24 protein-coding genes and 2 tRNA genes are annotated in these 26,243 nt (G+C 66.4%); 18 read left to right on the forward strand and 8 right to left on the reverse strand.

Annotated elements, in window-relative coordinates; translation table 11 throughout:
- Positions 1 to 36 precede the first annotated feature (36 nt).
- Entirely contained in the window at positions 37 to 3,513 is a 3,477-nt protein-coding gene (locus PotMrB4_RS08120; protein ID WP_172432977.1) for a hybrid sensor histidine kinase/response regulator, read from the reverse strand.
- 235 nt (positions 3,514 to 3,748) lie between these two features.
- Here PotMrB4_RS08120 and PotMrB4_RS08125 point away from each other — a divergent pair, with 235 nt between their 5' ends.
- The 5 genes from PotMrB4_RS08125 (at position 3,749) to PotMrB4_RS08145 (ending at position 8,242) form a co-directional block, all read left to right on the forward strand.
- Positions 3,749 to 4,318 (forward strand): GNAT family N-acetyltransferase, encoded by a 570-nt coding sequence (locus tag PotMrB4_RS08125; RefSeq protein ID WP_172432978.1) that lies wholly within the window; start codon positions 3,749 to 3,751, stop codon positions 4,316 to 4,318.
- Positions 4,315 to 5,157 (forward strand): AraC family transcriptional regulator, encoded by an 843-nt coding sequence (locus tag PotMrB4_RS08130; protein WP_172432979.1) that lies wholly within the window; start codon positions 4,315 to 4,317, stop codon positions 5,155 to 5,157. Before PotMrB4_RS08125 ends, PotMrB4_RS08130 begins: the two co-directional genes overlap by 4 nt.
- 37 nt (positions 5,158 to 5,194) lie before the next feature.
- Positions 5,195 to 5,908, forward strand: coding sequence for an AzlC family ABC transporter permease (locus PotMrB4_RS08135; RefSeq protein WP_142011212.1), 714 nt, complete (start codon positions 5,195 to 5,197; stop codon positions 5,906 to 5,908).
- Positions 5,908 to 6,237, forward strand: coding sequence for an AzlD domain-containing protein (locus PotMrB4_RS08140; RefSeq protein ID WP_172432980.1), 330 nt, complete (start codon positions 5,908 to 5,910; stop codon positions 6,235 to 6,237). The genes PotMrB4_RS08135 and PotMrB4_RS08140 overlap by 1 nt, the downstream gene beginning before the upstream one ends.
- A gap of 130 nt (positions 6,238 to 6,367) precedes the next feature.
- Entirely contained in the window at positions 6,368 to 8,242 is a 1,875-nt protein-coding gene (locus PotMrB4_RS08145; RefSeq protein WP_172432981.1) for an MFS transporter, read from the forward strand.
- A gap of 53 nt (positions 8,243 to 8,295) precedes the next feature.
- Here the strand turns inward: PotMrB4_RS08145 and sugE are convergent, their stop codons facing one another.
- From sugE to rdgC, 3 genes are all read right to left on the reverse strand, one after another.
- The gene (gene sugE / locus PotMrB4_RS08150) at positions 8,296 to 8,610 is read right to left on the reverse strand and encodes a quaternary ammonium compound efflux SMR transporter SugE (protein WP_044406178.1); all 315 of its coding nucleotides are present in this window, start codon (positions 8,608 to 8,610) and stop codon (positions 8,296 to 8,298) included.
- Between the two features lie 163 nt (positions 8,611 to 8,773).
- Complete coding sequence (locus PotMrB4_RS08155; RefSeq protein WP_107330404.1) at positions 8,774 to 9,727, reverse strand: bile acid:sodium symporter family protein; 954 nt, start codon at positions 9,725 to 9,727, stop codon at positions 8,774 to 8,776.
- Between the two features lie 58 nt (positions 9,728 to 9,785).
- Positions 9,786 to 10,706 carry a recombination-associated protein RdgC gene (rdgC, locus tag PotMrB4_RS08160; protein ID WP_044406173.1) on the reverse strand — a complete coding sequence of 307 codons (921 nt, stop codon included), beginning with the start codon at positions 10,704 to 10,706 and terminating at the stop codon, positions 9,786 to 9,788.
- 157 nt (positions 10,707 to 10,863) lie between these two features.
- Between rdgC and PotMrB4_RS08165 the strand changes: the two genes are divergently transcribed.
- From PotMrB4_RS08165 to PotMrB4_RS08195, 7 genes are all read left to right on the forward strand, one after another.
- Positions 10,864 to 10,939: transfer RNA gene (locus PotMrB4_RS08165), tRNA-Val, on the forward strand.
- 15 nt (positions 10,940 to 10,954) lie between these two features.
- Positions 10,955 to 11,031 (forward strand) — tRNA-Asp (locus tag PotMrB4_RS08170).
- Positions 11,032 to 11,262: 231 nt separating this feature from the next.
- On the forward strand, positions 11,263 to 11,988 hold the full coding sequence (locus tag PotMrB4_RS08175) for an FKBP-type peptidyl-prolyl cis-trans isomerase (protein WP_044406170.1): 726 nt from the start codon (positions 11,263 to 11,265) through the stop codon (positions 11,986 to 11,988).
- 401 nt (positions 11,989 to 12,389) lie between these two features.
- The gene (locus PotMrB4_RS08180; RefSeq protein ID WP_044406167.1) at positions 12,390 to 12,833 is read left to right on the forward strand and encodes a YkvA family protein; all 444 of its coding nucleotides are present in this window, start codon (positions 12,390 to 12,392) and stop codon (positions 12,831 to 12,833) included.
- 127 nt (positions 12,834 to 12,960) lie between these two features.
- Entirely contained in the window at positions 12,961 to 13,269 is a 309-nt protein-coding gene (locus tag PotMrB4_RS08185; protein WP_044406165.1) for a helix-turn-helix domain-containing protein, read from the forward strand.
- Positions 13,266 to 13,631 carry a hypothetical protein gene (locus tag PotMrB4_RS08190; protein ID WP_044406163.1) on the forward strand — a complete coding sequence of 122 codons (366 nt, stop codon included), beginning with the start codon at positions 13,266 to 13,268 and terminating at the stop codon, positions 13,629 to 13,631. The genes PotMrB4_RS08185 and PotMrB4_RS08190 overlap by 4 nt, the downstream gene beginning before the upstream one ends.
- Positions 13,631 to 14,101, forward strand: a complete 471-nt coding sequence (locus PotMrB4_RS08195) for a sel1 repeat family protein (RefSeq protein WP_172432982.1) — start codon at positions 13,631 to 13,633, stop codon at positions 14,099 to 14,101. The genes PotMrB4_RS08190 and PotMrB4_RS08195 overlap by 1 nt, the downstream gene beginning before the upstream one ends.
- Before the next feature lie 166 nt (positions 14,102 to 14,267).
- Here the strand turns inward: PotMrB4_RS08195 and PotMrB4_RS08200 are convergent, their stop codons facing one another.
- Together PotMrB4_RS08200 and PotMrB4_RS08205 are read right to left on the reverse strand one after the other, a co-directional pair.
- Positions 14,268 to 16,016, reverse strand: coding sequence for a bifunctional diguanylate cyclase/phosphodiesterase (locus PotMrB4_RS08200; protein ID WP_172432983.1), 1,749 nt, complete (start codon positions 16,014 to 16,016; stop codon positions 14,268 to 14,270).
- Positions 16,017 to 16,106: 90 nt separating this feature from the next.
- Positions 16,107 to 18,188: a carboxy terminal-processing peptidase gene (locus PotMrB4_RS08205; protein WP_172432984.1), complete on the reverse strand. Its 2,082-nt coding sequence runs from the start codon at positions 18,186 to 18,188 to the stop codon at positions 16,107 to 16,109.
- Positions 18,189 to 18,315: 127 nt separating this feature from the next.
- Between PotMrB4_RS08205 and PotMrB4_RS08210 the strand changes: the two genes are divergently transcribed.
- From PotMrB4_RS08210 to PotMrB4_RS08225, 4 genes are all read left to right on the forward strand, one after another.
- The gene (locus PotMrB4_RS08210) at positions 18,316 to 19,278 is read left to right on the forward strand and encodes an NAD(P)H-quinone oxidoreductase (protein ID WP_172432985.1); all 963 of its coding nucleotides are present in this window, start codon (positions 18,316 to 18,318) and stop codon (positions 19,276 to 19,278) included.
- 224 nt (positions 19,279 to 19,502) lie between these two features.
- A complete protein-coding gene (ahpC, locus tag PotMrB4_RS08215; RefSeq protein ID WP_044406148.1) occupies positions 19,503 to 20,066 on the forward strand; it encodes an alkyl hydroperoxide reductase subunit C in 564 nt (187 codons plus the stop codon).
- Between the two features lie 138 nt (positions 20,067 to 20,204).
- Entirely contained in the window at positions 20,205 to 21,758 is a 1,554-nt protein-coding gene (ahpF, locus tag PotMrB4_RS08220) for an alkyl hydroperoxide reductase subunit F (protein WP_044406145.1), read from the forward strand.
- Positions 21,759 to 21,936: 178 nt separating this feature from the next.
- Complete coding sequence (locus PotMrB4_RS08225) at positions 21,937 to 22,425, forward strand: GNAT family N-acetyltransferase (RefSeq protein ID WP_172432986.1); 489 nt, start codon at positions 21,937 to 21,939, stop codon at positions 22,423 to 22,425.
- Between the two features lie 17 nt (positions 22,426 to 22,442).
- On the opposite strand, the gene PotMrB4_RS08230 is transcribed toward PotMrB4_RS08225, so the two are convergent.
- On the reverse strand, positions 22,443 to 23,039 hold the full coding sequence (locus PotMrB4_RS08230; protein WP_172432987.1) for an NAD(P)H-dependent oxidoreductase: 597 nt from the start codon (positions 23,037 to 23,039) through the stop codon (positions 22,443 to 22,445).
- Positions 23,040 to 23,200: 161 nt separating this feature from the next.
- Here PotMrB4_RS08230 and PotMrB4_RS08235 point away from each other — a divergent pair, with 161 nt between their 5' ends.
- Positions 23,201 to 23,518 carry a putative quinol monooxygenase gene (locus PotMrB4_RS08235; RefSeq protein ID WP_172432988.1) on the forward strand — a complete coding sequence of 106 codons (318 nt, stop codon included), beginning with the start codon at positions 23,201 to 23,203 and terminating at the stop codon, positions 23,516 to 23,518.
- A 95-nt stretch (positions 23,519 to 23,613) separates the two neighbouring features.
- Here PotMrB4_RS08235 and PotMrB4_RS08240 read toward each other — a convergent pair whose 3' ends face one another.
- Complete coding sequence (locus tag PotMrB4_RS08240; RefSeq protein WP_044406132.1) at positions 23,614 to 24,612, reverse strand: AraC family transcriptional regulator; 999 nt, start codon at positions 24,610 to 24,612, stop codon at positions 23,614 to 23,616.
- A gap of 321 nt (positions 24,613 to 24,933) precedes the next feature.
- Between PotMrB4_RS08240 and PotMrB4_RS08245 the strand changes: the two genes are divergently transcribed.
- Complete coding sequence (locus PotMrB4_RS08245) at positions 24,934 to 26,238, forward strand: dicarboxylate/amino acid:cation symporter (RefSeq protein ID WP_142011196.1); 1,305 nt, start codon at positions 24,934 to 24,936, stop codon at positions 26,236 to 26,238.
- Positions 26,239 to 26,243: the final 5 nt, after the last annotated feature.

Genomic DNA, 26,243 nt, shown 5'->3' on the forward strand with positions numbered 1-26,243 from the left:
CGGGAACTGCGTCACATCGGTTGGCGTTTTTGCCCGTCAGCGCAGCGTCACGTGGCGGCTGATCAGCGCCCGCAGCGCGGCGGGCTTCACCGGCTTGGCGAGGTAGTCGAGCCCCGCCGCGTGGACTTCCGCCACCAGCTCGGCGCGGGCGTCGGCGCTGATCACCACACCGGGCACCGGGCCGCCCATGCGGGTGCGCAGCCAGCCCATCAGCTCGGTGCCGGTCTCGCCTTCGTCGAGGTGGTAGTCCACCAGCACCAGTTCCGGGCGCACGGCTTCCTCCAGCAACTGCTCGCACTCCAGGCGGTTGCGCGCGGTCCAGACGCGGCAGCCCCAGCGTGACAGCAGGCTGTCCATGCCGGTGAGGATGCTGTCCTCGTTGTCGACGCACAGCACCTGGGTGCCGTTGAGGGCCTGGCCGGCGCCTTCCTGCGGCTGGCGGGCCGGGGCCGGACGGGCCTGGCGCGCCACGGGCACGGTAACGCTGAAGACGCTGCCCTTGCCGGGCCAGGAGCGCACCTCCAGCCGGTGGCCGAGCACCCGGCAGAGGCCGTCGGCAATCGCCAGGCCCAGGCCCAGACCCTTCTCGGCGCGGGTCTGGTGGCTGTCGAGGCGCTTGAACTCCTCGAAGATGACCTTGCGCTTGTCCTCGGGGATGCCGGGGCCGCGGTCCCAGACTTCCAGGCGCAGGGCGTCGCCTTCGCGGCGCACGCCCAGCAGCACGTGGCCCTTGGCGTAGCGGAAGGCGTTGGTGAGGAAGTTCTGCAGCACCCGGCGCAGCAGCTTGGCGTCGCTCTCGATGTTCAGCCGGCTTCCGCACAGGCGGAACTGCACGCCCTGTTCCTGGGCCAGGGCCTTGAACTCGGCTCCCAGGGTGTCGAACAGGCTGGCCAGGGGGAAGGTGGTGCGGTCGGGGGTGATGCGGCCGCTTTCCAGGCGCGAGATGTCCAGCAGGTCGGTGATCAGGTCCTCGGCCGAACGCAGCGAGCTGTCGAGGTGCCCCACCAGTTCGCGGGCCTCGGGGGGTAGCGCTTCCAGCTGGTGGGCGAGGGCGGCGGAGAACAGCCGCGCGGCGTTCAGCGGCTGCATCAGGTCGTGGCTGACGGCGGCGAGGAAGCGGGTCTTCGACTGGTTGGCGGCCTCGGCCGTGCCCTTGGCCTCGATCAGCGCCTGGTTCAGCTGGGACAGTTCCTGGGTGCGCTCGACGACGCGCTGCTCCAGGCTTTCGTTGGATTCCTTGAGGGCGTGCTCGGCCTCGCGGAAGGCGGTGATGTCGGTGAAGCTCATGACGAAGCCGCCGCCGGGCATGGGGTTGCCGATCAGCTCGATGACCCGGCCGTTGGGGAACATCCGTTCCGAGGTGTGGGCGTTGCCCTGGCGCATCCAGTACAGCCGGCGGGAGACATGGGCTTCGGCATCACCGGGGCCGCACAGGCCGCGCTCGGCGTTGTAGCGGATGATGTCGGCGATGGGCCGGCCGACGCTGATCAGGCCTTCCGGGTAGTCGAACAGCTCCAGGTAGCGGCGGTTCCAGGCCACCAGGCGCAGGGACTGGTCCACCACGCTGATGCCCTGGGTGATATTCTCGATGGCGCCCTGCAGCAGGGCGCGGTTGAACTGCAGCACCTCGGAGGCTTCGTCGACGATGCGCACGACGTCCTCCACCTGCATCTCGCGGCCTTCGATGGCGGCCTTCACCACCGCGCGGGCGGAGGAGGCGCCGAGCACGCCGGCCAGCAGGCGTTCGGTGTGGGTGATCCAGTCCTGGTTGGCGTTCTGCGTGGGGGTGAAGCTGGTGCCCTGGCGGTAGGCGAAGCGGGCGAAGCTCTGCCGTGCGCGTTCCTCGCCGACGAAGCGGGCGGCGAGCATCAGCAGGTCCTCCACCTGCACCGCCAGCAGCGAGCGGCCGCTGGGGCGTGCCGAGACCACCTGGCCGATGAAGCGGCTGGCCTGCCAGTGTTCGGAGACGCGGGTGCGGGAGAGCAGCGAGACCCAGGCGAACAGCAGCCAGTTGCCGGCCAGGGAAATGACCACGCCCTGGGTCTGCGGGTCGATGGGCAGGTGCAGCGGGTTGGCCATCAGCCAGGCCAGGCCGGGGAAGGCCTCCAGTGGCCAGCCGAGGCCGCGCGCCACCAGCGGCAGCACCAGGGTGTAGGCCCAGAGCGCCGAGCCGGTGGCCAGCCCGGCGAACACGCCCCGGCGGTTGGCCTGCTTCCAGTACAGGGCGCCGGCCATGGCCGGGCCGAGCTGGGCGATGGCGGCGAAGGCGATCTGGCCGATGGTGGCCAGGCTCGCGGTGGAGCCCAGCAGGCGGTAGCTGACGTAGCCGAGCAGGATGATCACCACGATGCTGATGCGGCGCACCGAGAGCATCCAGTGGCGGAACACCTCGAACGGCCGCTCGGCGTTCTGCCGGCGCAGCAGCCAGGGCAGCAGCATGTCGTTGGAGACCATGGTCGAGAGGGCCACGGCTTCGACGATCACCATGCCGGTGGCTGCCGAGGCGCCGCCGATGAAGGCCATCAGGGCCAGGGCCGGGTGGGCCTCGGCCAGGGGCAGGCTGATGACGAAGGAGTCCGGCATCACGCCGGCGGGCAGCAGCATCATGCCGGCCAGGGCGATGGGCACGACGAACAGCGCGGCCAGGGCCAGGTACACCGGGAACACCCAGCGGGCGGTGCGCAGGTCGCGGGCGTCGATGTTCTCCACCACCGCCACGTGGAACTGCCGGGGCAGGCAGACGAAGGCGGTCATGGCCACGGCGGTCTGCACGATGAGGGTTGGCCATTCCACCGGGTGGTTCCAGAAGTTTTCCAGCTGCGGGGCGAGCAGGGCGCGGCGGGTCAGGTCGTCGAAGCCGTCGAAGAGCACGAAGCTGACGTAGGTACCCACCGCGAGGAACGCCAGCAGCTTGATCAGCGATTCGAAGGAAATCGCCATCACCATGCCCCGGTGGTGCTCGGTGGCGTCCAGGTTGCGGGTGCCGAAGAGGATGGTGAACAGGGCCAGCACCAGGGACACGATCAGCGCCGTGTCCTGGGCGCGGGTGCCGGTGGAGTCCGCGCCGGAGCCCACCAGCAGGTTGACGCCGAGGACGATGCCCTTGAGCTGCAGGGCGATGTAGGGCAGCACGCTGACCAGGCAGATCAGCGCCACCACCACCGCCAGCGCCTGGGACTTGCCGTAGCGGGCGGCGATGAAGTCGGCGATGGAGGTGATGTTCTCCTGCTTGCTGATCAGCACCATCTTCTGCAGCACCCAGGGGGCGAACACCATCAGCAGGATGGGCCCCAGGTAGATGGGCAGGAAGGCCCAGATCTGCCCGGCGGCCTGGCCGACGGCGCCGAAGAAGGTCCAGCTGGTGCAGTACACCGCCAGCGACAGGCTGAACATCAGGGCACGCGCCCGGGGCGGCATCGGGGCGCTGCGGCGATCGCCGTAGAAGGCGATGCTGAACAGCACCGCCATGTAGAGGAGGGCGACCGCGGCGATCAGCCCGCTGGACAACGACATGCAGACTCCGGAGGAAAAAGGGCGGGCAGGGCCCGGGCACAGGCTGCAGTTTCGCACCAAAGGTCATTTCCGTCAGGCGGCTGCTACCAAGGTCGCAGGCGGACTTGAGCGCCTCTTGCCGGGCTGTTAGCTTGGCTTGCCGCGCCGGGCCTGGAGCCCGCCGCAGCCCTGCCAGGCAACCGCGTCCGGTTGTCGCGTAGAACGGGCAGGGGTTATTCGCCTGAGGAGGGCGCAGATGTTCAATCCGCAACCGGTCACCCTGCAGCGTGGCGCATTGCGCCTGGAGCCACTGGGGGAGGCCGATGTCAGCGAGCTGGCGGCCCTGGCCGAAGCCAATCGCAACGAACTGGTCTACATGAGCGGCCCGCTGCGGCCGGACTGGTACCGGCAGGGCATCGCCCAGCAGCGCGAAGGCCAGGCCGTGGTGTTCGCCATCCGCCTGGGTGACCGCCTGGTGGGCACCAGCCGATTCGCCGAATTCATGCCGGCCCTGCCCGCCGTGGAGATCGGCTGGACCTGGCTGGCCGGCAGCGAGCACGGCACTGGCCTCAACGCCTCGATCAAGTACCTGATGCTGCGCCACGCCTTCGAGGAGTGGCATGTGGTGCGGGTGCAGCTGAAGACCGCCGGCAGCAACCTGCGCTCGCAACGGGCCATCGAGAAGCTTGGCGCGGTGCGTGAGGGTGTGCTGCGCAACCACCGTCGCCTGGCCGACGGGCGCCTGGACGACAGCGTCATGTTCAGCATCACGGACCACGAGTGGCCGGCGGTGAAGCAGGCACTGGAAGCTGCATTCGTCCAATGAGCACGGGGGGTGAGCGCACCCGCTTCTGGCAGGCCAGTGCGCTGAGCGGGGTCGAGCTCCTGCATGCGCGCTACATCCAGCATCGCTTCTCGCCCCACGTGCACGAAGGCTACGTCTTCACCATCCTCGAGTCCGGCGCCCAGCGCTTCCGCCATCGCGGCAGCGACCACCTGGCCGCCGTCGGCAGCATGGTGCTGATCAACCCGGACGAGCTGCACACCGGCTCCAAGGCCCACGAGGAAGGCTGGCGCTACCGGGGGTTCTACCCCGACCTGCACCGGGTGACCGATGTGCTGGACGAGCTGGAGATCGCCACCGGTGGCCTGCCCACCTTCGCCGACAGCGTGCTGCATGACCCCGAGGTGACCCGCCGCTTCCTCGACCTGCACTGCCTGCTGGAGCGCAATGCCTCCGCCCTGGAGCAGCAGGTGGCCTGGCGCGAGGCGATCCTGCTGCTGTTCAGCCGCCACGCGCGCATCGGTGCGCCACGGCCGGCGGGGCAGGAGCCCCAGGCCGTGGCGCTGGCCCGCGAGATGATGGCGGCGCGCCTGGCCTCGCCGCCATCCCTGGAGGAACTGGCGGCCCTGGTGGGGCTTTCGCCGTTCCACTTCGCCCGGGTCTTCCAGCGCGCCACCGGGATGCCGCCCCACGCGTGGCTCAAGCAGCGTCGCCTGGAGCAGGCGCGGGCCATGCTGCGCAGCGGTTGCGCGCCGTTGTCGGTGGCGATGCAGCTGGGCTTTGCCGACCAGAGCCACCTGACCCGTCAGTTCAAGCAGACCTACGGGGTAGGTCCCGGCGAATACCGGACCGCCAGCGCAAGATCGTTCAAGACCGACTGAGCGCCGGCTGGCAGAGTACGGGGACAAGGAGAATCCCATGTCCCGCTCTACAGAATTCCTCCGTGGCGTTCGCGACATCGTGCCGATGCTCATCGGCGCCATGCCCTTCGGCATCATCTACGGCACCCTGGCCGCCGGGGCTGGCCTCGATGCCTGGCAGACCCTCGGCATGTCCCTGTTGGTGTTCGCCGGCTCGGCCCAGTTCATCGCCATCACCCTGCTGGGCGGTGGTGCCGGGGTGGCGGTGGTGCTGCTCACCACCCTGGTGGTGAACCTGCGCCACGCCCTCTACAGCGCCACCCTGCAACCCTTCGTGCGGCACCTGCCGCGGCGCTGGCGCCTGCTGCTGGCCTTCTGGCTCACCGACGAGGCGTTCGCCGTGGTGCAGCACCGTTATGCAGAGGAGGACGACTCGCCGCTCAAGCACTGGTACTTCCTCGGTGCTGCGCTGGCGATGTACCTGAGCTGGGTGTCCTACACCCTGGTGGGGGTGGTGTTCGGCCAGGCGGTGCCCAATCTCGCGGCCTGGGGGCTGGACTTCGCCATGCTGGCGACCTTCATCGGCATCGTCGTGCCCATGCTGCGCAATCGTCCGCAGGTGGCGGCGGCGCTGGTGGCCGGTGCGGTGGCGGTGGCGTGTCAGGGCCTGCCCTACAAGCTCGGGCTGATGGCCGCGGCGCTGGCCGGCATCGTGGTGGGCGTGGTGCTGGAGCGCCGTGATCGCCTTGACCTGCTGGGGGAGACCCTGTGATGGAAACCTGGTTGCTGATCCTCGGCATGGCCGCGATCACCTTCGCCATTCGCTACAGCCTGTTCGCCTGGCCGGACCTGCGCTTCCCGCCGGTGGTGCGCCAGGGGCTGCACTACGTGCCCACGGCGGTGCTCACCGCCATCGTGGTACCGGGCATGCTGATGCCTGACGGCGAGCACCTGGCCCTGGCGCTGGACAACGCCTACCTGCTGGGCGGGCTGGGCTGCATCCTCATCGCCGCGCTGACCCGGCACCTGCTGGCGACCATCCTCGGTGGGTTGCTGCTGTTCTTCGCGCTGCGGGCGTACCTGGGGCAGTTGCCGTTGTAGGGGGAGAATTCCGCGCCGTTTCAAACATCCTCGCGGCAGATGTGGCTTTCCGACCGGGTCCTGATGTCCAATCAGCGACGTGCGATTCCCTGCGGGGCGCATTCTCGCCAACCATCAGGTACCAAGGACGATGAGCCAACATTCGCAATTCGCTCTGCTGGGCACGCGGCGCTTCCTGCCGTTCTTCGTGACCCAGCTGCTCGGGGCCTTCAACGACAACATCTTCAAGCAATCGCTGATCCTGGCGATCCTCTACAAGCTGGCGATCTCCGGTGACAAGGGGATCTACGTCAACCTCTGCGCGCTGTTGTTCATCCTGCCGTTCTTCCTGTTTTCGGCCCTGGGTGGCCAGTTCGGCGAGAAGTACGCCAAGGACGCCCTGATCCGCGCCATCAAGCTGGCGGAGATCGCCATCATGGCGGTCGGTGCGCTGGGCTTCTTCTTCGACAACCTCTGGCTGCTGCTGGCGGCGCTGTTCGCCATGGGCACCCACTCGGCGCTGTTCGGCCCGGTGAAGTACTCGATCCTGCCGCAGACCCTGCGCGAGCAGGAGCTGGTGGGGGGCAACGCGCTGGTGGAGATGGGCACCTTCCTGGCGATCCTCGCCGGCACCATCGGCGCGGGCGTCATGATGTCCGCGTCGCACTACGAGCCGATCGTGGCTGGTGCCATCCTGCTCACCGCCTGCCTGGGCTACCTGGCCAGCCGGGGCATTCCCCGGGCGGCGGCGGCCATGCCGGAGCTGAAGCTGGAGTGGAACATCTTCGTGCAGTCCTGGCGCATCCTGCGGCTGGGCCTGGAGCAGCGGCCGTCGGTGTCGCGCTCGCTGGTGGGCAACTCCTGGTTCTGGTTCCTCGGCGCCATCTACCTGACGCAGATCCCGGCCTACTCGAAGGACCTGCTGTACGGCGACGAGAGCGTGGTGACGCTGATCCTCACGGTGTTCTCGGTGGGCATCGCCATGGGGTCGATGCTTTGCGAGCGCCTTTCCGGCGGCAAGGTGGAGATCGGCCTGGTGCCCTTCGGCTCCATCGGCCTGACGGTGTTCGGCATCCTGCTGTGGTGGCACTCCGGCGGCTTCCCCCAGGGCGCCCAGTCCCATGACTGGCTGGCCGTGCTGAGCGAGCCGCAGGCGTGGATGATCCTGGCGGACATCTTCGGCATCGGCCTGTTCGGCGGCTTCTACATCGTGCCGTTGTATGCGCTGATCCAGTCGCGCACCGCGGAGAACGAGCGGGCGCGGGTGATCGCGGCCAACAACATCCTCAACGCCTTGTTCATGGTGGTTTCGGCCATCGCCTCGATCCTGTTCCTGAGCGTCGCCAAGCTGTCGATCCCGCAGCTGTTCCTGGTGGTGTCGCTGATGAACATCGCGGTGAACAGCTACATCTTCAAGATCGTCCCCGAGTTCAGCATGCGCTTTCTGGTGTGGCTGCTCGGCCACTCCATGTACCGCGTGCACCATCGCGGCCTGGAGGCGATCCCGGAGGAGGGCGCGGCGCTGCTGGTGTGCAACCACGTGTCCTTCGTCGATGCGCTGCTGATCGGCGGCGCGGTGCGCCGGCCGGTGCGCTTCGTCATGTACTACAAGATCTACAACCTGCCGGTGCTCAACTTCATCTTCCGCACGGCCGGCACCGTGCCGATCGCCGGCCGCAGCGAGGACCTGCTGGTCTACGACCGTGCGTTCAAGAAGATCGACGAGTACCTGAAGGCGGGCGAGGTGGTGTGCATCTTCCCCGAGGGCAAGCTGACCGGCGATGGCGAGATGAACGAGTTCAAGAGCGGCGTGGAGCGCATCCTCGAACAGAACCCGGTGCCGGTGATCCCGATGGCGCTGCAGGGCCTGTGGGGCAGCTTCTTCAGCCGCGACCCGAACAAAGGCCTGTTCAAGCGCTTCTGGTCCCACATCAACCTGGTGGCTGGCCCGGCGCTGGCGCCGGAGACGGTGGACCGCCTCAGCCTGCAGGCGTCGGTGGCGGCGCTGCGTGGTGAGGTGCGCTGAGCGATCCGGAACGAAAAAGCCCGCCGGAAGGCGGGCTTTTTCATGGGCGCGATTCAGGTACTCATCTTGAGCCCGATCAGCCCGCAGATGATCAGCGCGACGCTGCCCAGGCGCATCAGCGCGACCGACTCGCCGAACAGGATGACGCCGGCGATGACGGTGCCGACGGCGCCGATGCCGGTCCAGATCGCGTAGGCGGTACCCAGGGGCAGCTGCTTCATGGCCAGGCCCAGGAGGCCGAGGCTGATGGCCATGGCCAGCACGGTGAGGGCGGTGGGCAGCGGGCGGGTGAAGCCTTCGGTGTATTTCAGGCCGACGGCCCAACCCACTTCGAACAGGCCGGCGAAGAACAGGATGATCCAGGACATGGTGACCTCCAGAGGGGGACGGAATGTGGGGGCCGTCCCCGGGTGGTCACTGCAGCGCCGCACTGAAGGCGTGGCTGGAAGTGGCAGGGCCGTCCCTGCGTTTGCGCAGTATTTTGCACATCCTGCCCGTGCGGACAAGTCCGAACGGGCAGGCGGTTGTCAGTCAATGGTGTGCGGAACGGTCGGAATCGGGTTCGCTCATGCGTCGGAAGATCGCGGCGAGGAGTGAGCCGGACAGATTGTGCCAAACGCTGAACAGCGCGCTCGGCACGGCGGCCAGGGGGGAGAAATGGGCGTTGGCCAGGGCTGCGCCGAGCCCGGAGTTCTGCATGCCGACCTCGATGGAGAGGGTCTTGCGCTGGGCCAGCGGCAGGCCGAAGACGCGGCCGGCGAGGTAGCCCAACGCCAGGCCGAAGCCGTTGTGCAGCACCACCACCGCCATGATCAGCAGGCCGGACTCGGCGATCTTGGCCTGGCTGGCGGCCACGACGCCGGCCACGATGGCGACGATGCACAGCACCGACACCAGTGGCAGCACCTGCTCGGCCACCTGCACCCGCGCACCCAGCAGGCGCTGCACCACGAAGCCGAGGGCGATGGGCACCAGCACCACCTGCAGGATGGACATGAACAGGGCGCTGAACTGCACTGGCAGCCAGGCCGAGGCCAGCAGCCAGATCAGTGCGGGCGTGACCAGTGGCGCCAGCAGGGTGGTGACGGCGGTGATGGCGACGGACAGGGCCACGTCCCCGCGGGAGAACCAGGTCATCACGTTCGAGGCGGTGCCGCCGGGGCAGCAGCCGACCAGGATGACGCCGACGGCGATTTCCGGTGGCAGCTGCAGCAATCGGCAGAGCAGCCAGGCCAGGCCCGGCATGATGATGAACTGGGCGAGCACGCCGATCAGCACCCACAGCGGCCGCCGCGCGACCTCGCGGAAGTCCGCTGCCTTCAGTGTCAGGCCCATGCCGAACATCACCAGCCCCAGCAACGGCACGATCCATTGGGTGATCGGCAGGAAGGGTGCCGGGACGCAGAACGCCAGCACGGCGAACAGCAGGATCCAGAGGGCGAAGGTGTTGCCGACGAAGCGGCTCAAGGCAGCGAGGGCGCGCATGGTCATTCCTTGTCGTTATCGTGAAAGCGCCGGCTCTGGGCCGGCGCTTCGGGGAGGGTCAGATGCCCTGGGGTATCTCTTCGCCGCCGAGGGCGTCGAGCAGCTGGGGCAGGAACTCCACCAGCGTCAGCATCATCAGGGTGAAGCTGGCGTCCAACTGGGCGAGGGCGTCTTCGCCGCCGTCCTGCTCGGCCTTCTCCTGCAGCAGGTCTTCGAAGCGCAGGCGCTTGATCACCAGCTTGTCGTCGAGGATGAAGGAGAGCTTGTCCTGCCAGGCCAGGGACAGCTGGGTGACCAGCTTGCCGGAGGAGAGGTGCAGCTGGATCTCGTCGCTGGTCAGGTCCTGGCGCTTGCAGCGCACCACGCCGCCGTCTTCGTCGGTGTCACGCAGCTCGCATTCGTCGAGGACGTAGAAGTCCTTGGCGGCTTCCTGGGTCTTGACCCACTCGGTGAGGGTGGCGGTGGGGGCGATCTTCACCGAGGCCGGGCGCACCGGCAGCGAGCCGATGGCCTCGCGCAGGGTGGAGAGCAGGTCCTCGGCACGCTTCGGGCTGGAGGCGTCTACCAGGATCAGGCCCTGGGCCGGGGCGATGGCGGCGAAGGTGGCCGACTTGCGGATGAAGGCGCGCGGCAGCAAGGTCTGGACGATCTCGTCCTTGAGCTGGTCGCGCTCCTTCTTGTAGACCTTGCGCATCTGCTGGGTCTCGATCTCGTCGACCTTCTCCTTCAGCGCGTCACGCACCACGCTGCCGGGCAGGATGCGTTCCTCCTTGCGGGCGGCCACCAGCATGAAGCCCTCGCTCACGTGGACCAGCGGCGCGTCCGCACCTTTGCCGAAAGGCGCCACGAAGCCGTAGGTAGTCAGTTCCTGGCTGGCGCAGGGGCGCGCGGGCTTGGTGGCCAGGGCGGCCTCCAGGGCGTCGGCGTCGAAGGGCACATCCTGGGTGAGGCGGTAGACGAGCAGGTTGCGGAACCACATAAGAGGAACTCTCCGGAAACAAAGGCCGCATTATTCTCGTCCCGGGCCTGCAGGCCAACCCTGCGCTAAGCCTTTGGAACGGCTGAAAAATTTTTTTGAAAAAGGGCTTGCCAGAGTTCGAATGCATCCCTAGAATGCGCACCACTTCGAGAGTGAAGGGTGATTAGCTCAGCCGGGAGAGCATCTGCCTTACAAGCAGAGGGTCGGCGGTTCGATCCCGTCATCACCCACCAATCTCGGGGTAACGCGCAGCGGTAGTTCAGTCGGTTAGAATACCGGCCTGTCACGCCGGGGGTCGCGGGTTCGAGTCCCGTCCGCTGCGCCATATACAAAGCCCTCAGGTAGCGATACCTGAGGGCTTTTTCGTTCGTCCCGGTTTTTTCGGTGCGGTTCCGGCCCAGGTGACTGGTGGCGAAAAGCCGCAAAATCCTCGCCCTGGCGCTGAACTTATTCCCCTGTTTTCGATCCTAAGTGCCCATAGCCACTGATCGCAGCGGCCTGCTAAGCTCGCCGCTTCTTCGAACATGCCCTCACGGCGTACAGATAAGGAATCAGCATGAAACAAACTCGGTTGGCGGCAGCGGTGGCCCTGGTGGGCCTGGTGCTCGCAGGTTGCGACTCCCAGACCAGCAGCGTCGAGCTGAAGACCCCGGCCCAGAAGGCGTCCTATGGCATCGGCCTGAACATGGGCAAGAGCCTCGCCCAGGAAGGCATGGACGACCTGGATTCCAAAGCCGTCGCCCTGGGTATCGAAGACGCCATCGGCAAGAAGGACCAGCGCCTGAAGGATGAAGAGCTGGTCGAAGCCTTCGCCTTCCTGCAGAAGCGTGCCGAAGAGCGCATGACCAAGCTGAACGAAGAGTCCGCCAAGGCGGGCAAGAAGTTCCTGGAAGAGAACGGCAAGCGCAAGGAAGTCACCACCACCGCTTCCGGCCTGCAGTACGAAGTGATCAAGAAGGCCGACGGCGCCCAGCCCAAGCCCACCGACGTGGTCACTGTCCACTACGAAGGCAAGCTGACCGACGGCACCGTGTTCGACAGCTCTATCCAGCGTGGCAGCCCGATCGACCTGCCGGTGAGCGGCGTGATCCCCGGTTGGGTGGAAGGCCTGCAACTGATGCACGTCGGCGAGAAGTACAAGCTGTACATCCCGTCCGAGCTGGCATACGGCGCGCAGAGCCCGAGCCCGGCGATCCCGGCCAACTCGGTCCTGGTCTTCGACCTGGAACTGATCGGCATCAAGGATCAGGCCGCTGACCAGGGTGCTGCTCCGCAGCAGTAATGCCTGGTCGACCAGACGCCCCGCTTAGCGGGGCGTTTTCGTTTGTGCCTTTCTTTCGATAGGCGCTCCTGACCGTAACGGGACTGCGGGTTACCAAACGAACCCCGGCTCGACCGGCAGGTCTGAAAGGGGGTGGAGGCACGCCACCCTGTTACGGTTATGCACATGGTCGTGCAGTCACGGATTTGTCATTGCGACGGGCTGCCGCAGCGACTGGACAAAAAATCAACTGGTTGATTTAGCTGGCTTTTTCGGCGTGGCGAAAAAATCGCCGATCTGAGCGGAGGCCTCGTGGCGCGGGGCTTTCATGGCGTAATCAATACACTGTCAACAAGGTTATCCACAGGATCTGTGAGTAACCGCCGAAGAGCCCGTCCCATGCGGTTCGGAGAGACGAGACGATGAAGGCACCCTGGAATTTCGAGCGTTACCTGCCCCTGGCCGGCCGATTCCTGGCTCGCGGGCGGCTACCGGCCTTGTTGTTGGCCGTCACCCGAAAGAGTGCCCGCCAAGGTGGTCGTCTGGGTGGCGCACGGGAGGACCTGAAGCTGCTGATGGCGCTCTGCGTGGCACGGGTTCGCGGGCAGTATCGGGATCTGAGCCCAAAGGCGCTGCTGTCGGTGGTGGCCGGGCTGGTCTACTTCCTGACGCCAGTGGATGCGATCCCCGATTGGGTGCTGGGAGCGGGCCTGATCGACGACCTCGCGGTGCTGGCCTGGGTCATGCGCACCTGGGGCCAGGAGCTGGAGGCATTCCGCCGCTGGCGCGATGCCCAGGCACCGGAGGTGGTGGCGCGTCTGGAGCAACTCCCCGCACCGCAGGAACTGTCGGAGGAATTCAGCTGATCCCGTGGGTCTGCCTACCCGGTCATGCTCCGTTCATGTAGGACCCCGTAGGCCGATTCGCCCTGTTAAGATGGCCGCCTGCAAGGAAGGTGCTGAGACGTCGGCACTGCTGTCCACGGGAGTTGCAATGAACGTGCAAGTGATCATGCGTGACGGCGAAGCAGAATACGCCGTATTGCCTTGGGCCGATTACCAGGCGCTGCTGCAGGCCGCCGGACAGGCCGCACCCGCTTCGGCCCCCGCCGATACCCATTCCCTGCGCGAGCTGCGGGCACTGCGCGAGGCGCGTGGCCAGAGCATCGAGCAATTGGCGCGTGCGGTGGGCATCAGCCCGGTCTACCTGGGGTTGATCGAGGAGGGCGAGCGCGAGCCTGATGCCGCTATCCAGCGGTCCCTGGCCGTGACCCTGGGGATCGCCGGCTGGGAGGTGCAATGAGCGTACGCATCAGTCGCCAGCACTGGCAGTCGCTGTTGAATGAGCTGGATGATGCGCGGCGCCAGCGGCATCTCCTGACCTACCGGGCCTTGGTGGAGCGCCTGCAACTGCCGAGCCCGGCGATGCAGACCCTCACTGCTGCCCTGGAACACCTGGCGGCGCTGGATGCCCGGGCCGAGCGGCCGTTGCGCAGCTCCCTGGTGATCAGCCAGGGCGCCAGTCGCCTGCCGCGTACCGGCTTCTTCGAATTCGTGGTGCGACTGGGGCGTTTCTCCGGTCCTCCGGACGGCGTGGCCGCTGCCTCCTGGCATGCCGCCGAGGTGGTTCGCGTCTTCGAATTCGACTACCCCGAGGAACCCTGATGGCCATCTGGAAGCTGCGGGCCTGGCTGGGTTATGCGGTGGCCCGCTGGCTGCTGCGCTTCCCGTCGCTGGTGCGCAACCCGCGTGCCTGGAACTGGATGCAGGGGCAGTACGCCCGGCAGGCCAACCTCGGGAATATCGCGGCCCAGCGCTTCTACGGCCACCTGCTGTTGCACCGCGGCCAGGGCTTCGGCGCGCGGGAGGAGGGCATTCGCTTGTTGCGCCTGGCGGGCCAGGCCGGGGACGGCAAGTCGGCTTACCAACTGGGCGTACTGGCATTGGCCGGTGATGCCCGGCAGGCACCGGATGCGGCCCAGGCCGCCCATTGGTGGAGCCTGGCGGAGCAGGCCGGCCACCCGCTCGCGGCGCGCAAGCTGGCGGACCTGTACCGCGAGGGCGGGCCGGGACTGGCGGCGGATGTCGAGGCCGCCGAACGCCTGGATCGTCGCGCCGCCCAGCTCGGGCTCTGAGTCGAACCTAGGCTCTGTACGAAAAGTCGTCGAGCGAAGGTCAGGCAAGGCGAAAACGCCCGAAGAAGCGCAGTTTACGTGTTGTAAATGAGCATTCTGATCGGACTCGCGCACGAGGGCGTTTTCAACGCAGCATCACCGAGCGCAGGCACTTTTCGTTCAACGCCTAGACTGCGTCGAGGATATGCAGGCTGTATCCGGGCACAGCCTTGGCGTGGCGCTTGGCCTCCGAGGCGAGGCCGGCCAGCTGCCCGGCATCCAGCTGGCTGCAGGCCTCGGGCGTCAGGTTCACCACGCCGATGGAGAGTGACAGCAGGGGGAACTCCTCACGCTGGCCGCTGCGGTTGTGGGCGATGAAGCAGCCCGCCTGCAGGTGGTCGGCCCGGTAGAAGCGCCGGCACTGCCCCTGGAAGTCCTCCAGCAGGAAGTTGAGCTTGCTGCGCCAGTCATCCGAGCCCAGCACCAGCATGAAGTCATCCCCGCCGATGTGCCCGACGAAATCCCGCGCCGGGTCGACGCGCTCGTTCAGGCATTGCGCCAGGCACAGCAGCACTTCGTCGCCCTTGGCATAGCCGTAGAGGTCGTTGAAGGGCTTGAAGCTGTCGATGTCCACGTAGCAGACCCGTGCGGCACGCCCCTGCTGAAGCAGGCGGCTCAGGCACTGCTGGATGGGCACGTTGCCCGGCAGCAGGGTCAGCGGGTTGGCGTGGCGGGCCTGCTGGATCTTCATCTCTGTGATCAGCTTGAGCACGTCGATCACCCGCCCCAGGCCGAGGTAGCGCCCCTCGGAAATGATCACGAAGTCTTCCTCGATCCGCTGCCGCGCCCGGCTGGTGAGCAGGCGGCTGACCTGCTGCAGGGACTGGCCGATCTCCACGGCGAGGAAGTCATCGCTCATCAGCCGGCTGATGGGCTTGCGAGCGAACAGGTCGGTGGCGAAGGGCTTGAGCAGCGCATCGGAGAGCAGGTGGCGGTGGACGATGCCGATGGGCTGCTGCTGGTCGTCCAGCACGGCCACCGAGTTCAGGTTGGCTTGCACGCGGAAGGCCTCCAGCACTTCGCTGATGGGGGTGTTGCGGTGCATCGCCGGCTGCTCGTTGAGCAGGTGCTTGAGGTCGGCGCTGTCCTCGCCCAGTTGGCTCTGAGCGCGGTCCAGTAGCGGCAGGTAGGCGCGGGCCTCTCGCGGCGGGTTCTCCTGGGGCCGGCAGAGCAGGTAGCCTTGCACCAGGTCCAGGCCCATCTCGGCCAGCACGGCCAGTTCCTCGCTGAGCTCGATGCCCTCGGCGATGACCTGGGCGCGGGAGGCCTTGGCCATCTTCAGGATGGAGCCGACGAACTCGCGCTTCACCGCGTCCTGGTGGATGCCGTCGATGAAGTGGCGGTCGATCTTCACGTAGTCGGGGCGCAGCTCCGACCACAGGCGCAGGCTGGAATAGCCCGCACCCAGGTCGTCCAGGGCGATGGAGAAGCCCATGGCGCGGTAGTGGTGCAGGGCGGTGTCGAGCAGGGCGAAGTCATCGGTGGGGGCATGCTCGGTGAGCTCGATGACCACCTCGCTCGGCGGGATGCCGAAGGCCTGCAGCATCTGCAGGGTGCGGCCCGGTTGGTGGGCCGGGTCCAGCAGGGATTCGGGGGAAACGTTGAGGAACAGCTTGCCGTCGAGCTTCAGCTCATGGAAGCGGGTGCAGGCGCGCTTGCGGCAGGCCATTTCCAGTTCGCTCAACCGTCCGGCGTGGCGGGCCATGGCGAACAGGGTGACGGGGGAGTGCAGCGGGCTGTTGGAGGGGCCGCGGGTCAGGGCCTCGTAGCCGAGGATGCGCCGCTCGGAAAGGGAGAAGATCGGTTGGAACAGGCTGTTCAGGTCGCCGTGAGCGAGGATCTGGCCCAAGGCGCTCAACTGCTCGGTGACTGTCATGAGGGGCTCTCGTAAAGGAGGCGCTAAAAGCAAGGGGCCGCATAAGCGGCCCCTGCATTTCACGACAGTTTCGTGACGATCTGATGACGCTCAGTGCTTGGCTACCGTGGTGTTCAGGCCCAGGTAGTCCAGTAGGATCTGTCCGGTCTCGGTCAGGTAGGCGTCGTCTTCCGGCTTGGTCTTGTCGTCCTCCGGCAGGGCGTCCTCGTCTTCCCTTTTCAGCTCCTTGAGCAGGTCTTCGCCCTTGGCCTTGCGGCGGGCGTTTTCCATGGCCAGCTGCTTGTTCTCGATATCGGTCTGCTGGGCGCGGCGCTTGGCTTCGTTGAGGCTGACGACGGTTTCCTTCATCAGCTTCTGGGCCAGTGCCAGGCGTTCGCGACTGTAAACGAAGTCCGGGTTGTGGGCGGTACGCGCGTCGTGGCGGGCCTTCAGCTCAGCCAGGAAGGGGCGGAAGGGGTCGACCTCCGGCTTGATCGCCGGGCGGATGCTGTCCCAGGGCATGGCCTCGGGCAGGGCGCTCTCGCCGATTTCCTTGGTGTCCACCACCGAGGGGTACTCGATGTCGGGAATCACGCCCTGGTGCTGGGTGCTCTGGCCGGAGACGCGGTAGAACTTGGCCAGGGTCAGCTTCAGTTCGCCATGGTTCAGCGGCTGGATGGTCTGCACGGTGCCCTTGCCGAAGGTCTGGCCGCCGATGATGAGCGCGCGGTGGTAGTCCTGCATGGCGCCGGCGAAGATCTCCGAGGCCGAGGCGGACAGTCGGTTCACCAGCACGGCCATCGGGCCCTTGTAGAACACGCCGCTGTTCTCGTCGGCCAGCACGTCGACGCGGCCGTCGCTGTTGCGTACCAGCACGGTGGGACCCTGGTCGATGAACAGGCCGGTCAGTTCGGTGGCTTCCTGCAGGGAACCGCCGCCGTTGTTGCGCAGGTCGATGACCACGCCGTCGACGTTTTCCTTCTGCAGCTCACCCAGCAGCTTCTTCACGTCGCGGGTGGTGCTCTTGTACTCGGGGTCGCCGGCGCGGAAGGCCTTGAAGTCCAGGTAGAAGGCCGGAACCTCGATCACGCCGAGTTTGAACGGATGGCCGTCGTGCTCGAGCTTGAGCACCGATTTCTTCGCGGCCTGCTCCTCCAGCTTCACTGCCTCACGGGTGATGGAGACGATCTTGCTGGTCTGGTCGTTCGGGGCGTTGCTGGCAGGCACCACTTCCAGGCGAACCACCGAGCCCTTCGGTCCGCGGATCAGCTTGACCACTTCGTCCAGGCGCCAGCCGATCACGTCGACCATCTCGCCGTTGCCCTGGGCAACGCCGACGATCTTGTCGGCCGGAGCGATCTGCTTGCTCTTCTCGGCGGGGCCGGCCGGAACCAGGCGCACCACCTTCACATGCTCGCTGTCGCTCTGCAGGACGGCACCGATGCCTTCCAGCGACAGGCTCATGTTGATGTCGAAGTTCTCGGCGTTGTCCGGGGAGAGGTACTGGGTGTGGGGGTCGTAGGTCTGGGCGAAGGCGTTGATGTAGGCCTGGAAGATGTCTTCGCCACGGGTCTGCTCAAGGCGCGAAAGCTGGTTCTTGTAGCGCTTGATCAGCAGCTCCTGGATGGCCTTGGGCTCCTTGTTGGCGAGCTTCAGGCGCAGGACCTCGTCCTTCACGCGCTTGCGCCACAGGTCGTCCAGCGCGGCGCTGTCCTTGGCCCAGGTGGCTTTCTCGCGGTCGGTCTCGAGGGTCTCGTCGACGGTGAAGTCGATCTTGTCGACGCCCTTCTCGAGCATCGCCAGGGCGAAGTCCAGACGCTCCTTCAGGCGGTCGAGGTGGCGCTTGTAGATGGTGAAGCCGGGCTGCAGGTCACCCTTCTTCAGGAAGTCGTCGAACTGCGTCTTCCAGGCGTTGAATTCGGCGATGTCGCCCGCAGTGAAGTACATCTTCGCGGGGTCGAGCATCTTGAGGTAGCCCTCGTAGATCTTCACCGAGCGTTCGTCGTTGAGCGGGGGCTTGTTGTAGTGGTGGCGCTTGAGCAGCTCGACCACGTTGAGGCTGGCGATCACCTGCTCGCGGTCCGGCTGGAGGGAGTCCCAGCTGTCGCTTGCCGAGGTGGTGGAGGCATGCAGCGGGAGCGCGCTGATGCTGAAAACGAACGCAAGGGCGGAGCAGATCAGAGAACGCTTCATGCTGATTCGACGTCGGGGCAGGTGATAACGCATATTAGGCCGTATTTGAGGGCGCCGGGTTCCTTCGGCGCAAAGCAAAAGCCCGGCGGTCAGCGCCGGGCGGGTCCGGGGTCACTATGGAGGCAGCGTGAAAGCATTGCAAGGCATTGAAGGCCGCGTGGAGTGGGCAGAGCGCACGGTTCCGAGCTGTGATGTGGGCCAGGTCCGAATCCGTGTCGCCGCGGCAGGTTTGAACCGTGCCGACCTGCTCCAGGCAGCGGGTCATTACCCCCCACCGCCGGGGGCCAGTGACGTGATCGGGCTGGAGTGTTCCGGGGTGATCACCGAGGTCGGTCCCGGGTGCGCCTGGGCGGTTGGCGACCGGGTCTGTGCACTGCTCGCGGGCGGTGGCATGGCCGAGGAGGTGGTGGTGGATGCCCGCCACGCGCTGCCGGTGCCGGAGGGGCTGTCCCTGGCCGAGGCGGCCGCTGTGCCCGAGGTGTATGCCACCGCCTGGCTCAACCTGTTCCAGCTCGCCGCGCTCGGCCCGGGTGAGAAGGTGCTGCTGCACGCGGGCGCCAGCGGCGTCGGCTCGGCGGCCATCCAGTTGTGCAAGGCGTTCGGCAACCCGGTCTGGGTCAGCGTGGGTTCAGCTGAACGGCTGGCTTATTGTGTGGGCCTGGGTGCCCAGGGCGGCGCGCTGCGGGGTGATGACCTGCAGGGCCTCAAGGATTTCGGTCCGTTCGACGTGATCCTCGATCCGGTCGGCGGCAACTACGCCGCGCTGAACCTCGACCTGCTGGCCCGCGACGGCCGCTGGGTCAACATCGGCCTCATGGGCGGCCGCAAGGCCGAGCTGGACATGGCCCAGGTGCTGGGCAAGCGCATCCAGCTCATCGGTTCCACCCTGCGCAACCGCGACGACGCCTTCAAGGCCGACCTGTTGCGCGATCTGCACCAGCAGGTCTGGCCGCTGTTCGCCGAGGGGCGTGTGAAGCCGCAGCTGGAAAAGACCTTCGCGGCGGCCGATGTGCAGCTCGCATTCGACACGCTCGCCGGCAACCAGGTGGCCGGCAAGCTGGTGGTCATACTGGACGAGAGCCTGTCGTGATGGTCTGATCGTCGGCCGTTCATCGGCGAATTCTCGGCGCAGACGGCCTCGCCAAGGCCCGCTGAATCGCTGCAGGCCCCGTAGTCACTGGGCTGCAGCATTGATTTAGTAAACCAATGATGGCGATGCTCTCAATCAATAAGCTCTTTACCGAGTAACCGCCTAGTATTCGTCGGGTAGATTTTTCAACCCACCCTTCACCCATGGAAAAGAGGTCTAACTGGATGTCTCTGATCAATACCTCCGTACAACCCTTCAAGGTCAACGCTTTCCACAATGGCAAGTTCATTGAGGTCACCGAAGAGTCCCTCAAGGGCAAGTGGTCGGTCCTGATCTTCATGCCGGCAGCCTTCACCTTCAACTGCCCGACCGAGATCGAAGACGCCGCCAACAACTACGCCGAGTTCCAGAAGGCCGGTGCCGAGGTCTACATCGTGACCACCGACACCCACTTCTCCCACAAGGTGTGGCACGAAACCTCCCCGGCGGTCGGCAAGGCTCAGTTCCCGCTGATCGGCGACCCGACCCACCAGCTGACCAACGCGTTCGGCGTGCACATTCCGGAAGAAGGCCTGGCCCTGCGCGGTACCTTCGTGATCAACCCGGAAGGCGTCATCAAGACCGTCGAGATCCACTCCAACGAGATCGCCCGTGACGTGTCCGAGACCCTGCGCAAGCTGAAAGCTGCCCAGTACACCGCTGCCCACCCGGGCGAAGTGTGCCCGGCCAAGTGGAAGGAAGGCGCCGCTACCCTGGCCCCGTCCCTGGACCTGGTCGGCAAGATCTAAGTCACGCAATACCCTTCCCCCGGTGGCCGGCCGACCGGCTGGCCACCCTGCACAAAGCCCGAATCCGAGCGAGCAGGGCGGACGCGTCAGCGTCCGCCGCGGGGACCCCTTACGCCCGAAATACCCAAGGAGTCAGTCATGTTGGACGCCAATCTTAAAACCCAGTTGAAGGCCTACCTGGAAAAGGTCACCCAGCCGTTCGAGATCGTCGCGTCCCTCGATGACAGCGACAAATCCCGCGAACTGCGCGAACTCCTGCAGGAAATCGTCGGCCTGACCGACAAGATCACCCTGCGCGAAGACGGCAACGACGCCCGCAAGCCCTCCTTCGCCCTGGAGCGCCCGGGTGCCGACATCAGCCTGCGCTTTGCCGGCATCCCCATGGGCCACGAGTTCACCTCCCTGGTCCTGGCCCTGCTCCAGGTCGGCGGCCACCCGTCCAAGCTGGACGCCGCCGTGATCGAGCAGATCAAGAACCTCGAAGGCGAATTCAACTTCGAAACCTACTTCTCGCTGTCCTGCCAGAACTGCCCCGACGTGGTGCAGGCGCTGAACCTGATGGCCGTGCTCAACCCCAACATCCGCAACGTGTCCATCGACGGCGCGCTGTTCCAGGACGAGGTCGAGCAGCGCCAGGTCATGTCCGTGCCCAGCATCTACCTGAACGGTGAGCTGTTCGCCCAGGGCCGCATGGGCGCGGAAGAGATTCTCGCCAAGATCGATACCGGCGCCGCCGCCCGCGATGCCGAGAAGCTCAGTGCCAAGGAGGCCTTCGACGTGCTGGTGGTGGGCGGTGGCCCGGCCGGTGCCTCGGCCGCCATCTATGCCGCCCGCAAGGGCATCCGCACCGGCGTTGCCGCCGAGCGCTTCGGCGGCCAGGTGCTGGACACCATGGCCATCGAGAACTTCATCTCCGTCCCGGAGACCGAAGGCCCGAAACTGGCCCGCGCGCTGGAAGAGCACGTCAAGCACTACGACGTCGACATCATGAACCTGCAGCGTGCCAGCGCCCTGATCCCGGCCAAGGCCGAAGGTGGCCTGCACGAAGTGAAGTTCGAGAGCGGTGCCAGCCTCAAGGCCAAGACCGTGATCCTCGCCACCGGCGCCCGCTGGCGTGAAATGAACGTCCCCGGCGAGCAGGAATACCGCGGCCGTGGCGTCGCCTACTGCCCGCACTGCGACGGCCCGCTGTTCAAGGGCAAGCGCGTTGCGGTGATCGGCGGGGGCAACTCCGGTGTCGAGGCGGCCATCGACCTGGCCGGCATCGTCGCCCACGTCACCCTGATCGAGTTCGACAGCAAGCTGCGCGCCGACGCCGTGCTGCAGAAGAAGCTGCACAGCCTGCCCAACGTCGAGGTGATCACCAGTGCGCTGACCAGCGAAGTGAAGGGCGACGGCCAGAAGGTCACCGGCCTGACCTACAAGGACCGCACCAACGATGAGTTCAAGACCCTGGAGCTGGAAGGCATCTTCGTGCAGATCGGCCTGCTGCCCAACAGCGACTGGCTGAAAGGCACCGTCGAGCTGAGCCCCCGTGGCGAGATCATCGTCGACGCCCGTGGCGAAACCTCGCTGCCCGGCATCTTCGCCGCTGGCGACGTCACCACCGTGCCGTACAAGCAGATCGTCATCGCGGTTGGCGAGGGTGCCAAGGCTTCCCTCAGCGCCTTCGATCACCTGATCCGCAACTGATCGGTCGACGCTCCACCCCAAAAGGCAGCCCTCGGGCTGCCTTTTTTGGTTAGTGCGAGTCGTCCATGCCGACGCCGGACATGCTCCTTGGGCGATCCATGGGCAGCGATTATGCTCGGCGCTCTTTTGCCGACAGCACCGCACCCACCTTATCCAGGCCAATCGACAGGGAGTCCCCGTGAGCCTTCACATCCGCCCGGCCGTGCGCAGCGACGCCAGCCAGATCCTCACCTTCATCCTCGAACTGGCCCGTTATGAAAAGGCCGAGCACCAGGTGGTCGCCACCGTCCCGGATATCGAGCAGAGCCTGTTCGCCAGCGACTCGCCGGCCCAGGCGTTGATCTGCGAGGTGGAGGGGCAGCCCATCGGCTTCGCCGTCTACTACTACGCCTATTCCACCTGGCTGGGCCGCAAGAGCCTGTACCTGGAAGACCTCTACGTTTCCCCCGAGCACCGTGGCCTGGGCGCCGGCAAGGCGCTGCTCGCGTACCTGGCCCGGGTGGCCTGCGAGAGCGGCTGCCGCCGCATGGAATGGATGGTGATGGAGTGGAACGAGCCCGCTCTGGCGTTCTATCGCCGCCTGGGCGCGGGCCCTCTGGAGGACCTGGTGCGCTATCGCCTCGCCGACGACGCACTCCAGGCCCTGGCCGAAACCCGCCCGGCCTGAAGCAGCCGGTCGGAGCCTCAGGCCGGGGTGCCGACGCCGAAGACCTGGGCCAGGTGCGCCTGGTAGCGGGCCACGTCGCCGTCGATGTCCGGGCGCTTCATTACATCCACCGCGAGGAAGGTCGGCAGCGGCTGCATGCCGAGGAACTGGTTGGCCTTGTGGAAGGGGAAGTACACCGCGTCCACGCCCTTGGCTTCGAAGAAGTCGGTGGGGTCGTCGAAGGCCTGCCGGGGCGCATTCCAGGTGGCGGAGATCATGTAGCGCTTGCCCTGCAGCAGGCCGCCGCTGCCGTACTTCTGCGAGGCGTCCGAGCGGGTGCGGCCATCGTTGGCGTAGAGGCTGCCATGGCCGGCGGTGAACACCTCGTCGATATAGCGCTTCACCGTCCAGGGCGCGCCCATCCACCAACCCGGCATCTGCCAGACGATCACGTCGGCCCAGAGGAATTTCTGCACTTCCTCGGCGATGTCGTAGCCGCCGTCGATGAAGGTGGCTTGCACCTCGAATCCGGCGCGGTCGAGGAAGGCGAGGGCCGCCTCGTGCAGGGTCTGGTTGTAGCGGCCGTCGGAGTGGGCGAACTGCTTGCCGCCGTTGAGCAGGAGAATCTTTTTCATGGCCAGGGCCTCATGGGAGCGAAGAATGGCCGGCAGCGTAGCGGGCGATAGGTGCGGGAAACACCGTCTCCCGTTCAAATCGCCTTTGCGTGAAAGTCATGAATCGGTCGCTGACCCGTGCGCTAGGCTGGCGCTCCCTTTCGACCCCCGACGGAGTGTCCATGACCGCGCCCTATGCCTTCATCCTTCATGCCCAGTTGCGCCCGGAGAAAGCCGATGACTTCGAGGCGCTGTTCCGCGCCTACGTCGAACCCAGCCGCGCCGAGGCCGGCTGCCTGGAGTACCACATGCTGCGGGATGCCCAGGACCCGACGCTGTTCATCTTCTTCGAGGTCTGGCGCTCGCGGGCGGATCTGGAGTTCCACGCCGCCTTGCCCCACATGCAGGCGTTCCATGCCCGGCGCATGGAGTACCTGGTGCGGGATTTCGAGATCCGCGAGGTGGCGGTGCTCAGCGAGGGGGGGAGGAGGGCGCGTTGAGGGGCGTGCGGGGGCTTCAGGTGTTCTGAAAACCCTGCTCCCCGGACTGAAGTCCGGGCTACGTCCGGGCTACGGCCAGGAACAAGCCGGGGCGGTCAGGCTTCCTGGGCGCGGTAGGCACCGGGGGTGAGCCCCGTCCATTTCTTGAAGGCGCGGTGGAAGGCCGAGGGCTCGGAGAAGCCGAGCTGCTCGGCCAGGTCCTGGATGGACAGCTCGTCCCGCCCCAGGTGGTAGATCGCCAGGTCCCGGCGCAGGTGGTCCTTCAGTTCCTGGAAGCTGGAGCCTTCTTCCCGCAGGTGGCGGCGCAGGGTCTGCGGGCTCATGTGCAGCTGCTGGGCGACTCGCTCCAGGTCCGGCCAGGTGCGGCAGTCGCGCCCCAGCAGGCGGCGGATCTGGCTGGTCAGGCTGTCGCCGCCATCCGGGCGGGCCAGCAGGTCGGCGGGGGAGTGTTCGAGGAAGTGCTTCAGCGTGCGCTCGTCCTGCAGCAGTGGCATGGCCAGGTAGCGCGCGTTGAACAGCAGGCTGGTGCCCATCGCGCCGAAGCGGCGAGCGGTGGGGAAGAGCAGCTCGTACTCGGCCACGTGCTCCGGCTCGGCATAGGCGAAGGTGGCTTCCTCCAGGCGGATGCGCTGGCCGATCAGCCAACTGCCCAGGCGGTGCCAGATCACCAGCAGGCTCTCCACCAGGAAGTGGTCCGGGTCCCAGAGCATGCTGTCGTCCACGCTCAGGCGCACGCACTCGCCCTCACGCTCCAGGCGGATCATCGGGGCTTCCGGGAACAGCCCGTAGAACAGCGCACCGCGCACCAGGGCTTTTTCCAGGGACCGGCAATGGATGATGGCGTGGCACATCATGGCGAAGGTGCCGCGCTTGCTGCGCTGCCGGCCGAAGCCCATGTACTCGTCGTCCAGCGCTTCCCACAGCAACTGCATCAGCCGGCTGAACTGCTCGGGGGCGACCCGTGCGCGGGGCTCCTCCAGGAGGGCCGGGTGGATCCCGGCCTGCCTGAGGAGGGCACTGCAGTCCAGGCCATGACGTGCCGGACCACGCAGGGCGGCACGGACGAAATGGCTGGCAATGGTGCGCTCGCGCATGGGCGGATTCCCGGTCTGGAGGTGGCCGATGGTAGGGCGCTGCCGGAACGCGCCACAAGGGGCAGGGTGGCGGAAATCCCCCTCGCGGGAGGGCGGAAACCCGCCCTGAATCGCCCGTCACGCAATCGGACGGTGAGCTAGGCCCTTAGTGCCACAAGGGTTTGATGGGTTGAGTGAAGTTGGCACAAGGGCTGCAAAAGGCAGCTGCCGTCCAATGGTTTGGGCCGCAGAACAAGAAAGCCTCCCGGCAAGGGAGGAGCCAGATACCCGGTGCTGCGGGTCCGTTACGGACCTGGTCCCCAGCGCCCGAGAGGAACTGCCATGACCCGTCAACCCCTCTACAAAAGCCTCTATGTCCAGGTGCTGGTGGCCATCGCCATCGGTATCCTCATCGGGCACTTCTACCCGCAGACCGGCGTAGCCCTGAAACCCCTGGGCGACAGCTTCGTCAAGCTGATCAAGATGGCCATCGCCCCGATCATCTTCTGCACCGTGGTGACCGGCATCGCCGGCATGCAGAGCATGAAGGCCGTGGGCAAGACCGGTGGCTACGCGCTGCTGTACTTCGAAGTCGTGTCCACCCTGGCCCTGATCATCGGCCTGGTGGTGGTCAACGTCGCCCAGCCCGGCGCCGGCATGCATGTCGACCCGACCACCCTGGACACCAAGGGCATCGCGGCCTACGCGGCGGCGGGCGAGAAGCAGTCCACCATCGACTTCCTGATGAACGTGATTCCGGGAACCGTGGTCGGCGCCTTCGCCAATGGCGACATCCTCCAGGTGCTGTTCTTCTCCGTGCTGTTCGGCTACGCCCTGCACCGCCTGGGTGACTACGGTCGCCCGGTGTTCGAGTTCATCGAGCGCATCTCCCAGGTGATGTTCAACATCATCAACGTGATCATGAAGGTCGCGCCCATCGGCGCCTTCGGTGCCATGGCCTTCACCATCGGCGCCTACGGTGTGGGCTCGCTGGTGCAGCTCGGCCAACTGATGGCCTGCTTCTACATCACCTGCCTGCTGTTCGTGCTCATCGTCCTGGGCGGCATCGCCCGTGCCCATGGCTTCAGCATCCTCAAGTTCATCAAGTACATCCGCGAAGAACTGCTGATCGTGCTGGGCACCTCCTCCTCCGAGTCCGCCCTGCCGCGCATGATCGACAAGCTGCAGAAACTGGGCGCCGACAAGTCCGTCGTTGGCCTGGTGATCCCCACCGGCTACTCCTTCAACCTCGACGGCACCTCCATCTACCTGACCATGGCCGCGGTGTTCATCGCCCAGGCCACCGACACCCCGATGGACATCACCCACCAGATCACCCTGCTGCTGGTGCTGCTGATCGCTTCCAAGGGCGCTGCCGGCGTCACCGGCAGTGGCTTCATCGTCCTCGCCGCCACCCTCTCCGCCGTCGGCCACCTGCCGGTCGCCGGCCTGGCGCTGATCCTCGGCATCGACCGTTTCATGTCCGAAGCCCGCGCCCTGACCAACCTGGTCGGCAACGGCGTCGCCACCCTGGTGGTGGCCAAGTGGTGCAAGCAGCTGGACACCGACACCCTGAACCGCGAGCTGGCCGGCAACGGTGCGACGGCTGTGGACGTTGCCAGTGCGGGTGACGCCCAGCGCGCCTGATAGCG

The organism is Metapseudomonas otitidis, from assembly GCF_011397855.1.
Classification (GTDB): domain Bacteria; phylum Pseudomonadota; class Gammaproteobacteria; order Pseudomonadales; family Pseudomonadaceae; genus Metapseudomonas; species Metapseudomonas otitidis.